Origin of the sequence: Leptospira fluminis (assembly GCF_004771275.1) — a bacterium.
Taxonomy (GTDB): Bacteria; Spirochaetota; Leptospiria; order Leptospirales; family Leptospiraceae; genus Leptospira_B; species Leptospira_B fluminis.
This window is the reverse complement of the sequence record NZ_RQEV01000012.1, coordinates 309702-322694: the sequence shown is the minus strand read 5'-3', so window position 1 is coordinate 322694 and position 12993 is coordinate 309702. Positions and strand designations below refer to the sequence as shown.

Below are 12993 nucleotides of genomic sequence, written 5' to 3'. Positions count from 1 at the left end.
TCTTATGCGGATTTGCGTCGGATCGACACCGGAATTCCGCTGAAGGCCGCGTTTCCGGAAAGTTCGTCCACGGACGAATCATCCGTCAAATCGTTGATACTGGCTCCTGCAAACTGACTCGCGACCTGTAATTTCGTCCCCGACCGGGTGTGTCCGAACCCGTGAGGAATGCTGACCACTCCTCTCATCATGTCCTCCGTCAATTCCGCCGGAAGGAAAATTTTTCCGACCCTGGATTCGACGAGCACCTCTTCCTCCTCTCTGATCCCCAGGCTCTCCGCGTCGTCCGGATGGATCAGTAAAGTGCATCTATCCTTTCCCGTCATGAGTTTAGGAAGGTTGTGCATCCAGGAGTTATTGTTTCGGAGATGTCTCCTTCCAATCAAAAGAAAAGACCTTCCGGAAGAAACGTTTTCCGTACTGGATCCGACTTCCTCGAACCGATGTTTCAAACGACCCATATCCGAAAGGATCCTCTCGGGTACCAGACAAATCTTTCGATCCGGCGTCTGCAATCTCTCCGGAAAACAGGATTGCAGTGCCCCCAAATCCAGTCCGTGAGGATTCGCCTTCAGTGCCTCCAGGCTCAGTTCCAGATTCTTTTCTCCCTTGGCTCCGTACGGGCCCGAGCGAAGAGCATGGTCAATGATGGAGGCGGGAGTGATTTTCGACTTTATGAGTTCCTCCGGCAAAGGCTTTCCCGCGCGAGCCAATTCCAAACGCTTGGTCAAGTCCGAGAAGATTTCCCAATCGTGAAGCATTCCGGCTTCCGGCTCGAACACGGGCTGACAATAACGGGCCACGTTTCGGACTGCGAACACGTTGAAAATCAGATCGTAATGGTCGTGCTCCAGAGTGGAAGTAGGAGGTAGGATATAATTCGCGTACTTGGTAGTTTCGTTCAGATAAAAATCGAAACTGACCATAAACTCCAAGTTAGAAAGCGCCTTTTCCAATTTTCCTCCGTTCGGAGTGGACAAGACCGGGTTTCCCGCGGATGTCACAAAGGCCTTCACCTGTCCTTCTCCCTCCGTCAGAATTTCTTCGGCCAGAGCCGCCACGGGAAGCTCGTCGTTGAATTCCGGCAATCCTCGTACTCGGGAACGGAACGTATCGAAACTACCCGGAGAAGTCCTCATCGTACTCTTGGGATCGACTACGTCCACCGCAGGAAGAGTGAACATCGCCCCTCCTTTAGAATCCATATTACCGGTGAGAATATTGATGGAATTGATCAACCATTGGCAGATTGCTCCGAACTCCTGGGTGGAAACTCCGACGCGACCGTAACAAACCGCTCCTTTCGCATCCGCGAATTCGGAGGCGATCCTCTCCACCGTTTCTGCGGAAACCCCCGTGACTTTTTCCGTGGCCTGGGGAGAAAATTCCGAGGAAAGTTCCCGGATTCGATCGACATCCTCGGCCTTGCATAGGCTTGAGGGTTTGATTCGGTTTTTCTTAAATAAGGAATGGATGATTGCAAAAAGGAAAAAAGCGTCGGAGCCCGGACGGATGAAAATATGCTCGTCCGCATGCGCGGCGGTTTCGGTGCGTCTCGGATCCACGACCACGTATTTTCCTCCCCGTTCCTGGATCGCTTTCAGTCTTTTCTTCACGTCCGGAACGCTCATCAGACTTCCGTTAGAAGCGAAAGGATTTCCCCCCAAGATCAGAAAGAAATTCGTGTTATCAATGTCCGGAATCGGAACCAGGAGTTGGTGTCCGAACATAAGATAAGATAGCAATTGGTGAGGCAGTTGATCCACGGAGGTGGCGGAATACAAGTTCTTAGTTCGGATCCGATTCGTAAACCGTTGGCCGAAGAGCATGGATCCGTAATTATGAACGGTGGGATTTCCGTTGTATACCGCTACCGAATCGTTGCCGTACTGGTCTTGGATGCCGACCAATCGGAGAGCGATATCCGAAAGAGCGTCGATCCAGGAGACCTTTTCCCAACCCGACGGAGTACGTTTGATCGGAAATTTCAATCGATCGGAGTCTTCGTATAGGTTCTTTAGCTCCGGACCCTTGGCGCATAGATGCCCCCGGCTAAAAGCATCGTCCTTATCTCCCCGTATCGCTACGATGGAATCGTTTTCCACTTCTATTCTTAAACCGCACATCGCTTCGCATAACGTACAAGTCCTAAAATGAGTACCGGTCATAATTACCTCGACTGAACCGCAGGTATTCTACCCCCGCGTACGATCCGTCGGCAAGCAATTATGGAATATAAGATCGGTTTAATTCGGATTCTTTGAATCCCAAACTAATTCAGTTGCTTTCTGAGATACGGCAGCACTGTTTTCGCCAGGATTCTATGTCCTTCCGCAGTAGGATGGATTCCGTCCCTTTGGTTCAATTTCTTTTCTCCCGCTACACCTACGAGAAGGAATGGAACAAGATCCACCTTTTCTTCTTTGGCGATCCTGGGATAGACCGCCCGGAATTCTTCGGAATATTCCCTTCCTAAATTCGGAAAAGTTCTCATTCCGACGAGTAATATCCTAATTTTGGGATATTTGGCTCTGACCTTGCGTATGATGGTGCGGAGATTCTCTTCGGTAGTTTTCGGAGCAACTCCTCTCATGGAGTCGTTCGCTCCCAATTCCAGTACAAAAACGTCGTACGGGGAGGAAAGCACCCAATCCAAACGAGCGAGACCGCCTGAAGTCGTATCCCCGCTGACTCCCGCATTCGTGAATTGTAATTTAGGATAGGGTTTGGACAATTCCTTCCAAACAAGATAAGGAAAGGCTTGTTCCGAGGAATCCAATCCGTAGCCGGCGGTGAGGCTGTCCCCGAAAAAAAGGATTTTTCTGGATTCCTGTTCTTTCCGCGTCACACCCGCCGCTTCCTTGTCCGGTTTGGATACGAGATCTCCTGCTAGTACGCAAAAGACGAGAACCAAAATCCATACGAATTCCTTTTTGCCGGCTTGAAACATCCATTCCCCCTTCTTTTCCGATCCGGAGCCATTTTTAGACGAACTTAAGTCCTTGAAAGAGCACCGAAAGAATCGTTCGAAACTTGTGCTTTACGGATCCCGAGTGCGTTACGATTAAGGATACATGACCAAGCGTATTCTTTTGGCGGCGTTATTTGCCGGCCTTTTTTTAGGTTCCTTACAATGGCTAGGACAGTATCGAGCGGAGCTACAAGCACAAGAAATCCGGGAAGAAATGCGACGTCAAGCGGATGAAATCGTATCCAAACTTACTCCGGAGGAATTGGTCGGTCAAGTCATCCACGTCGCGATCCCGAGTACCAATTTGGACGCGACCGCGGAAAAAGAGCTGGAAACCATCCTTCCGGGAGGAGTCATCCTCTTCGGTAGAAACCTAGGCGACCAAACGGAAATCAGGAAACTCAACGAGTCCCTACAAAAGAAAGCGCTGAAATGGACGGGACTTCCTTTACTCGTTTCCGTGGACCAAGAAGGAGGTCGAGTCATCCGTGTAAAGGACGGGGTCACCCAATTCCCGGGAGCAATGGCCTTAGGACAGACCAGAAATGCGGAATATGCGAAAAAAGTGGGATTCGTGACTTCCTACCAATTGAGAAAGCTAGGCTTGAATTTTTTATTCGCACCGGACTTGGATATCAACAATAATCCGGAAAATCCTGTGATCAACACTCGTTCTTTAGGAAGCGATCTGGACACGGTTTTGATTTCTGGCGTAGCCTATGAAGAAGGCGCTCGCCTTGGCGGTGCGATACCCGTTATCAAACATTTTCCCGGACACGGAGACACGAACGTGGACAGCCATTTGGGACTTCCTCGGATCGAAAAAAATCTGGAGGAATTGCGCTCTTTGGAATTGGTTCCGTTCCGGGCGGCCATCAATAACGGGGCGGAGGCGATCATGAGCGCTCACATCGTTTATCCCAAAATCGATCCCGATTTTCCCGCGACCCTATCTCCGAAAATCCTGACCGAATTACTTCGCAAAGAGTTGAAATTCCAAGGAGTGATCATTACGGACGCCATGGAAATGGACGCGATCGACGAGCACTACCAAGCCTACGAACCGGGAGTGCTCGCCTTGATGGCAGGTGCGGACATCATATTGATGACGAGCTGGGGAAAGACCACCCAGGACATGAAAGATCGGATTCTCAAGGCATACAAAAAAGGAACCCTTCATAGGGACGGACAGGATCTCCTAAAAGAGGCGGTCAAACGTCAAACCCTTTTGAAGATACGCCACGGAATCCTATGGGACTTCGAACGATCCGTCCGGGAAGGAAGAGCAAAGGAAATTCTTCCGGAAACGGTTTCCGAATCCTTACGCAAATACCAGGAGGAGTTGGCGGCAAAAAGGGAAACTCTGCACTCCGAGTGGAACACTCCCGAACTGAACCGGGACGTAAGCAGATCCTCCATCGTATCCTATCCGAGCGCGTACGCCCCCTCGACGGTCCCTCTTTCGGAAACGGTTTTTTCCCTGAAAGGTGCGGAGTTTACCGGCGAACTTTCTTCCCGTTCCTTACAAAACCTGAATTTTTCCCAAATGAACTCGTTTTTAGGAAAAGAAAAAGCAAAGCGCGTCGTTCTTACCGGATTTACTCAGGTAGACTTGGATATGGCAGGAAGTCTTGCCAAGAAATTTCCGCAGGCCGAAATCGTGGTTTTGCATTACGGAACCCCCTTCTTAAACCTTCCGAACCGACAAAATCTGCGGATCCTCTTTTCCTTTTCCCCCACTCTCGAATCCAAAAAAGCCCTTTTGTATTCCGTTTTGGATCGTAAAGAAGAGATTCCTAAAGTGAATCTTGTATTAAAAAACGGCCCAGAAAAGGAAATCAAGGCAGCCCAAAGGAACCCCTGATTGGAAACCGTCTCTCCAATTCTGGAAAAATCCGGAAAGAGCGGCATTTACGTACATTATCCGTTTTGTGTAAAAAAATGTTCTTATTGCGATTTTTACTCGGAGGGGATCGGATCGGAACCGTCCCCCCTCGAAGCGCCGTTATTCCGCGCTTACGAAGAGGAGATCTTACATAGGGTCGCAGGCAATCGTTCTTGCAAGGATCTGCGTTTCGATACCGTCTTTTTCGGCGGAGGTACTCCGTCCAAAGCCTCTCCCGAAAGAATTGCAAAGTTTATAATATTCTTAAAAAATAATCTTCCGATAGAAGAGGATGCCGAAATCACCTTGGAGTGCAATCCGGAAGATTTGAATCCGGAACTCCTTCGGGAACTGCATGACGCGGGCGTCAATCGAGTGCATGTGGGAATCCAGTCCTATCAGGGAACTCACCTGAATTTTTTGGACCGGTATTACGATCCGGAAACGTATTCGAAAGTGCTGGACTCGTTCTCGGGTTCCTCTATCCGCAATTTCGGAGCGGATCTGATGTTCGGAGTTCCGGGACAGAGGGAAGAAGAATTCTACTCCGACATGGAACGGATTCTTTCCGCAGGCGTTTCGCATATCAGTCTCTATGCCCTTACGGTGGAAAAAGGAACCGACTACAGCAGGAAGGTTTCCGACGGAATCGTCCCGCCTCCGGAAGAGGAAATCCAAGAGAGGATCTTGCAGGACTTGCCGGAAATTTTGCGAAAGAGGGATTTTTTCCAGTACGAAGTCTCGAATTACTCCAGACCCGGATTCCAGTCCAGGCACAATTTGAAATACTGGACGTACGAATATTATCTGGGCGTCGGTCCCGGAGCTCACGGATTCTTGCCGCAAGGACGCTATGCAAACGCAAGAAATACGCAAGCCTATCTCAAAAGAAAGGAATACGGTTCTTACGAACCCCCTAGTCCTTTCGAGGAGATCGTATTGTCCTTATTCAGAATATTTCTTCCGATCCGACTCGACGGGTTTCTCGCCTTGATCCCCGAACACGCGGAGGAACTAAAGAAAAAACTCCAAAAAAAATCGGAAGCGGGCATAGCCACTTGGGACGGTTCCGTCTTCCGGTGGAAACCGGAAGCGGTTCTGTTTTTAGATTCCGAAATCCTCGACCTAGCGAAAGGTTAGTTTTCCGAAATTTTAAAGCGATCGATCAGGTCCCTCATATGAGTGGATCTTCCCCTCATATTCTCCGCATAGGAAGTCAAGTGATCCGCTCCGGCCGCTATTTCCTGAGTTCCTTCGGAAATGTTCAGAATCGTCTTGGCGATTTCCTCCGCCGCTCTTCTTTGCTCGCCCACCGCCTCTTCGATCTGCATGCTGAAACTCGTCAGAGTGGTGGCGCTCTCGGCTATTTCCCGGGTATTTTCTTCCTGGGTTTTTACGGAAGAAAGTACGGATTTTGCGGAACGATCGAATTCCTCCACCCTTTCCCGCAAGCGGTTCAAAACGGAAGCCGCTTCCGTGACTTTCTGGTTTCCGTTTACGACCGCCTCGTTGGTAGAACCGACCAAATTCCCTATTTCCTGAACGCTGGAAGAAGTCTGAGAAGCCAATTTGCCGATCTCTTCCGCGACTACCGCGAATCCCTTTCCCGCCTCTCCCGCTCTGGCGGCTTCTATCGCGGCGTTTAAAGCCAACAAATTCGTTTTTTCGGATATGTCCGTGATGATATTCAGGATTTCGCTGATCCTGGAAGCGCTGTCCCCGATCGCCCCCATCGCGGTCGTGGAAGTCCTCATCGCGGATTCTCCCAAAGCAGCCTCCTCCTTGGAAGCCGCCGCCACCCGGGCTAGGCCTTGCATTTCGGAATTGATACTGGCGAACTGTTCCCTTAAGCGAAGAACGTTAGCGTCTATTTCCTGCATGTTGCCGATCGCCTTTTGCACGGACTTGCCCACGTTTAAAGCCGAAGCGGAGAGTTGTTCCACGGTAGCGGAACATTCTTCGGCGGCGGAAGCCTGCGTTTGTGCCACGTCCGAAAAATTCCTGGAAGAAACGGACATATTTTCCGCGGTTCCGGAAAGTTCCGAACTGGATTGGCCGATCTCTTTCACAACGCTGAGAAGATTGTTTCTCATGGAACCCATGGAGGAAAAAAGGGAACCGATCTCGTCCTTTTTATCGTATTCGGAACGTATCGTCAAATTCCCCTTAGCGATCTCGTCCGAAAATCCTATCGCTCTGAGCAGACTCTCGGAAATCAATTTTCGAAAAATCAGGTTCAGCACGATCAAAATGGCGCACGCGATCAACAAAGAAGACGCTACGTTTTGAAGAAGCACCGATGTCAGCTCGGAATAAAAAATCTGATCCGGAATACTGACCTGCAAAATCCAACTCGTCTGTCCCTTACCGATCCGGAACGGGAAGAAGTAATTGGTCGTTCCCGATTTTTCGTGCACAAAACGTTCCTTTCCCTGACCTTTCTCCAATACGAGTTTTAATTCCTCTCGGTCGGGAATCTTCTTGCCCACAAGGGAAGGATCTCCTCCGTTTGCGGCGAAGATTCCTTTCGGAGAAATCAATGCGATGAACCCGGTATTACGGAAGGGCTTGATCGGACCCATAACCTTTTGGAGCTGCTCCGCAGTAATATCCATGCCCAGAACTCCCCAAAATTCCTTTCCCTGACTGACCGGTACCGCCAGAGAAATCAACAACACCTCCGTACCTTCTATTTTATAATAGTAAGGATCCGTGACTAGGGGCTCTAGGGTCTTTCTCGGAATCTGATAAAAATCGGCGGTATCGTTCTCGTACCCGACGGTCGGCTGCAGGATCCATTCCTTGCCGGACTTCGTCTGATGAACATAACTTACGAATCTCCCCGTCGCGTCGTGTCCCGGAGCATTTTTGTATTGAGCGTCCTTTCCGTCGAAGGCGTTCGGTTCGTAAACTGTCCACATTCCGAACCACTGGTGGTTCCGAACCAGGATCTCTCTCATAGTGTCCACGACTTCCGATCTTTGCGGATTCGAAAAGATGAGAAGCATACGGAATCCGCGGGTCATCCCCATCGCTAGATCCAAGTAATCCTTGATTTCATACGTCCATCTTTCCGCCGTTACGGTGGACGCGTCCTCGATTTCAGATTGTAGGTTCCGATACGAAAGGATCGAATTCACGGAAGTAAGGATCGTAAAACCCAAAAACAATACTAGAGAAAGATATAAAGAAATCCGAGCTTTGATACTCATAAGGCAATTGGACTCGTAAATTTGCAAATTCGGAAGCTGAATTCTCGGCATCTGCGGTCTGAAAGGAAAAAAAGGCCTCACCTTCCGAAAAAATGCGGCAATGTCAATTTAGCGACATTGTGAAGAAACCTTGGATTCAAAATTGTCACCCAATTGTAACAATTTTACATGAAAGGAACCTTTTCCTGCGTATCTATATTCGCTTTTTTTGTTTCAGATAGACCGATAACGTAATGCGATCTGTCCGGTCCTCGCGATCTCGTCGATCCCGTACTTTTGCATCATTTCTATAAAAGCGTTCACTTGACGCACATTGCCCGAAAACTCGATGGTCAAGGAACCTTGGGTCAAATCCGCAATCCTAGCCTGGAACACTTCGCAAATGGAAATGATTTCCGTACGATTCTTATCGTCGCAGCGAACGACTACCAGAACCAACTCTCGACTGATACAGTCGTGATAAGCCAAATCTTCCACATCGATCACGTCGGGGAGTTTCAATAATTGCCGCTTGACCTGTTCCACCACGGAATCGTCGCCCTTTACGACGATGACCATACTGGAAACGTCCTGTTTGTCCGTAACCCCTACGGCGATGGAATCTATATTGTAGCTCCGTCGGGTAAAAAGGCCGGACACATGGCTCATTACTCCCGGATGGTTGTTGACTAGGATTTTTAAGATATGTTTCATTTCTTACGGCTGCCTATCAAGTCCGCAAACTCGATCATATCTTTTTGGGACTTGCCCGCAGGGATCATGGGGAACACTTTCTCCTCGGCGGGAATCATGACCTCTAAAAAGCAAGCCGCATCGTCTTCCAAGAAGAAATCCAGAGCCGATTCGATCTCGTTCTTGTCGGATACTCTCCTTGCCTTCATGGAATAGGCTTCCGCTAATTTCACGAAATCCGGATTATAATTCCATTCCGACTCGGAGAACCTTTCTTCGTAAAAGAGCTCCTGCCATTGACGGACCATTCCGAGAAAGTTATTGTTGAAGACGAGAACTTTGACCCCTTTCTTATACATGGCTATGGTCGCCAATTCCTGTATATTCATCTGGATGGAGCCGTCGCCGGAAACGCAGATCACCGTTTGGTCCGGATTTCCGAATTTGGCTCCGATCGCCGCGGGCAAACCGTAGCCCATAGTGCCCAATCCACCGGAGGTCAACCAACGGTTCGGTTCCTCGAAAAGATAATATTGAGCCGCCCACATTTGGTGTTGGCCCACATCCGTGGAAACGATGGCTTTGCCTTTGGTCTTTTCATAGAGACGTTTCAAGAAGGCCTGAGGTTTGATCGTATTCATAGAGTCGTCGAACTCGAGCGGGTGGTTCTTTTTCAACTCGGTCAAAAAGGAAACCCATTCTTTCCGATCCGCCTGTTTCACTTTCGGTATGAGAACCTCCAGAACTTCCTTCAGATCCCCGTGCAAAACGGAATCCACCGGAACCCGTTTGTTGAATTCCGCGGAATCGATGTCGACGTGGGCGCGAAACGCGGTTTCGGCGAATTCTCCCGGCTTGGCGACTCGGTCGTCGAATCTGGCTCCTAGATTCAGAATGTAATCGCAGTTCAGGATTGCCTTATTCGCGTAAGCCGTTCCGTGCATACCAAGCATTCCCATGGAAAGTCTGTGAGTCCCGGGAAAGGCCCCGATCCCCATTAAAGTAGTGGTCACGGGAATATCCGCTTTTTCCGCAAGCTTTGCGATCTCGGCGGAAGCGTGCGAATTGATAGCGCCTCCCCCTACATAGAGTAAAGGGCGCTTGGAACGGTTCAACGCTTCCGCAAAAGCGTTCAGGTCTCCCGAAAGAGTAGGCTTTTCGTAATGCCTAGGATTGATTTTCAGTTTGGAAGCTTTTCGAACATCGGTAAGTTCCGTTTGAACGTCTTTCGGAAAATCAAGCAGTACAGGACCGGGACGGCCTCCCATAGCGATGAGGGTTGCCTCTTCGAAATGTCTGGCAAGGTCGTCCGCGGATTTAATCAAAGCGTTATATTTAGTGATCGGAATCGTGATCCCGTAAATATCGGCTTCTTGGAACGCATCGGTCCCTATGGTATTCGTGGCAACTTGGCCGGTAATGGCAAGCACAGGCACCGAGTCCAACTTTGCATCCGTCAAGCCTGTGACCAGATTCGTCGCACCCGGACCCGACGTTGCGATACAGACTCCTAATTTCCCGGTAGATCTGGCATAACCTTCCGCCATGTGCACCGCACCCTGTTCGTGACGGACCAAAATATGCTGAATCTTCGTACTTTTATATAGTTCGTCGTAAAATGGCAGAATGGCTCCTCCCGGGTATCCGAATACGATATCTACTCCGTATTCTTCCAGGAGCTCGACCATGAGTCTCGCGCCGGTGATTTTACCTTCGCTTTTAGGCATTGTTCCCCCCGCCTAAGTCCATTCAAGGATTTGCCTAGGTCCTGTCAAGAGTTCAATGGATACATTCTCCGAAGACAAGGTCTAATCTATTGTTGTTAGTAGAAGTCGAAAACCGAACGATAGGAAGGTGATTTTCCGGTTTTTTTCCACCGTTCAAATATTCTTTACGGATTTCTAGGAACGGAAAATCCTTACTCATTCGTCCAAATATTATACTAAATAAAATATTGAATAGGGCCGTTTTTATTCTGCCCGATTCAAAATGGAAAAAAGGAACCTTCGATCTCATGAGTGAACCCATTGAAAAGACGCAAATCGGTAAGGAAGAGGAAGATTCTCACTTCACGCAGATCAAGAATCTAGCCAAAGAAGCCTATCGCTACTTGGACAGCCGACAGTGGGACAAGGCGGAATCCAAGCTGAAGGAACTTCTCGCCAAGGAACCGGCAAACACGTACGGTCTCGTGGGGATGGGAGATCTCCACTTCAAGCGCAAGGAATTCAAACAAGCATTAGATTATTATAATAGATGCATCAAGGAGGATTCCTCGAACAAATTCTCCCTCATGGGAATGATGAATTGCTATCGCGAAATGAATCTTCTGAACCGCGTGATAGAGATTGCCGAGGAATACAGACATATCACGATTACGGACGCATCCATTCTTAGCCGGGTGGCCGACGCGCATAGAAAGCTCAAGAATTTCAAAGAATCCGAAGTCTATTACATGCAGGCTCTCCAGATCAATCCGAAAGACCAGTATGTGATCGTAGGCCTCGGACATCTCTTCTTTGCCTGCCAAAGATACAAGGATGCGATCCATTGGTGGGAAAAATTACTCGTGATCCAACCTGACAATATCAAGATATTGACGGAGATCGGAAACAGCTATCGCAAGATTAAGGATTTCGACGAAGCCATACAATACTACCGTCGTGCGGCAGATCTGGATCCTAAGAATTTCTTCGCATTGTACGGGTTAGCCGAATCCTATCGAGGAAAGAAGGATTTCCGGAAAGCCAACGAATTCTGGGAGCGGATTTTGGAATTCGATCCCGACAACAAGTTGATCATCAATCGTTATGCGGACAGCTTACGCGGGATGGGAGAATACGATAAGGCTCTCGAGTGCTTCAACCGGATCCTTTCCGAAGGAGAGGATTACTTCGCCCTACTGGGAAAAGCGTCCTCTCTCAAGCTGAAAGGTAGCCGAGACAAAGCGGAAGAAATATATCTGGATCTACATCGGAAATTCCCGATGGACCCGAGACCAGTCATCGAGCTTTCCGAATTGTATTACGACGTCGCGAGAAAGGACGAGGCAGTCAAACTTCTGGAGGACTTCCATAGAAAGCAGCCTTTAAACGAGGAAGTAAAAGCGAAACTGGATTTCTTTACGGAAGAGGGCTAATCTCCCTCCTGCACACTGGTCTTTTCCCTTTCCAAAAGCTTTGGAAGGGGAAAAACCTCCTCTACTCCCTTCCTCAAATACACCGCTTCCGCATCCCAGACACCGTCTTTTCTAGTTAGTCGAACATGATGGTGCCAAGAGACACCTTCCGCATCCCGGAAAATCCGCGGAACTCGAGCCGCATTGATAAAAAGGATTCCGGACTTCCGGACCTTCCAGATTCGAAATAATACGGAACGTTTCGTATGATGGTGCATATGACCTGCGATGACTACGTTAGGCGCTCTTCTGCAAGATACGGCGTTTTCCAGAAAGGTAGCTAGGTCTGCATCTCCGAAATCCCCTTCTTCTTTTCGGAAATCGCATCCCCAAATATCGGAGGCCCTACTCCCCAAGCCGGCGGGCCCGTTGTGCGCCAAGACCAGCACGTCCGTTCCGGCTTCCGCTGCCTCTTTTCCCAATGAATCCAACCTCCGGACGGAATCCGCCACACTGGAGACCGAAAATTTCTTTCGTAAAAAAGGGAGAAAATTCATACGAAAGCCCATGGAAAGCGGCCGAGCCCCGAGAATCGCCAGACCGGCTATTTCACGATGCAAGGAATATTCGCATATTCTAATATTTCCAAGTTCTTTGCGGAAACGGGAGTACCTTCTAAGATGCCAAGGAAGACTAGGCCAGGTCAAAAAAGAAGGAAGATGCAGAATTTCTGCCAAGAGTTGGAACAAAGAAGTCGTATCGTGGTTTCCCGGGACCAAGTAGCAGGGCTTTCGGATCTTCGAAATCTCTTGCGCCACCCGGAATGTTGATTCCGTACTGTACGTCCCGAGATCTCCCGTAAATAATACTGCGTCGTATTCGCTTTTTGAAAAATACTCCGTATCGACCGAGGTCCAAAAACCGTGGATATCACCGATGATTGCCAGCGAAAGATGTTTCAAGGGGAAGGTCCTACCGATAGAAAGGTTCCTTCATGAATAATTCCTTGTGTTCTCATAGGAAAGACATTTTCTGGGTTAGTCTTTCCCGTCTAACCAGGGAACTCAGATACAACCACCAAAAGTCGAAGCCGATGCGAAAATAAAAACAGCTTAGATCATTCGAGGCAATCAGG

The 12993-nt window shown here is 48.9% G+C and carries 9 protein-coding genes; 3 read left to right on the top strand and 6 right to left on the bottom strand.

Going from position 1 to position 12993, the window contains the following annotated elements; translation table 11 throughout:
- Window positions 1-2: 2 nt before the first annotated feature.
- Window positions 3-2168: a molybdopterin oxidoreductase family protein gene (locus tag EHO61_RS13440; protein ID WP_135814075.1), complete on the bottom strand. Its 2166-nt coding sequence runs from the start codon at window positions 2166-2168 to the stop codon at window positions 3-5.
- A 104-nt stretch (window positions 2169-2272) separates the two neighbouring features.
- On the bottom strand, window positions 2273-2950 hold the full coding sequence (locus EHO61_RS13435; RefSeq protein ID WP_135814074.1) for an arylesterase: 678 nt from the start codon (window positions 2948-2950) through the stop codon (window positions 2273-2275).
- A gap of 124 nt (window positions 2951-3074) precedes the next feature.
- Between EHO61_RS13435 and nagZ the strand changes: the two genes are divergently transcribed.
- Window positions 3075-4835: a beta-N-acetylhexosaminidase gene (gene nagZ / locus EHO61_RS13430; protein ID WP_135814073.1), complete on the top strand. Its 1761-nt coding sequence runs from the start codon at window positions 3075-3077 to the stop codon at window positions 4833-4835.
- On the top strand, window positions 4836-5996 hold the full coding sequence (gene hemW / locus EHO61_RS13425; RefSeq protein ID WP_135814072.1) for a radical SAM family heme chaperone HemW: 1161 nt from the start codon (window positions 4836-4838) through the stop codon (window positions 5994-5996). It begins immediately after the preceding gene.
- Here hemW and EHO61_RS13420 read toward each other — a convergent pair.
- The 3 genes from EHO61_RS13420 to ilvB form a co-directional block, all read right to left on the bottom strand.
- Entirely contained in the window at window positions 5993-8068 is a 2076-nt protein-coding gene (locus EHO61_RS13420) for a methyl-accepting chemotaxis protein (RefSeq protein ID WP_135814071.1), read from the bottom strand. The two genes, hemW and EHO61_RS13420, sit on opposite strands and share 4 nt — an antisense overlap.
- A 213-nt stretch (window positions 8069-8281) precedes the next feature.
- Window positions 8282-8761 (bottom strand): acetolactate synthase small subunit, encoded by a 480-nt coding sequence (ilvN, locus tag EHO61_RS13415; RefSeq protein ID WP_135769398.1) that lies wholly within the window; start codon window positions 8759-8761, stop codon window positions 8282-8284.
- On the bottom strand, window positions 8758-10467 hold the full coding sequence (gene ilvB / locus EHO61_RS13410) for a biosynthetic-type acetolactate synthase large subunit (protein WP_135814070.1): 1710 nt from the start codon (window positions 10465-10467) through the stop codon (window positions 8758-8760). The genes ilvN and ilvB overlap by 4 nt, the downstream gene beginning before the upstream one ends.
- Before the next feature lie 287 nt (window positions 10468-10754).
- Here ilvB and EHO61_RS13405 point away from each other — a divergent pair, with 287 nt between their 5' ends.
- Complete coding sequence (locus tag EHO61_RS13405) at window positions 10755-11879, top strand: tetratricopeptide repeat protein (RefSeq protein WP_425460354.1); 1125 nt, start codon at window positions 10755-10757, stop codon at window positions 11877-11879.
- Here EHO61_RS13405 and EHO61_RS13400 read toward each other — a convergent pair.
- Window positions 11876-12820, bottom strand: coding sequence for a metallophosphoesterase (locus tag EHO61_RS13400; RefSeq protein ID WP_135814069.1), 945 nt, complete (start codon window positions 12818-12820; stop codon window positions 11876-11878). The genes EHO61_RS13405 and EHO61_RS13400 overlap by 4 nt on opposite strands.
- Window positions 12821-12993 lie beyond the last annotated feature (173 nt).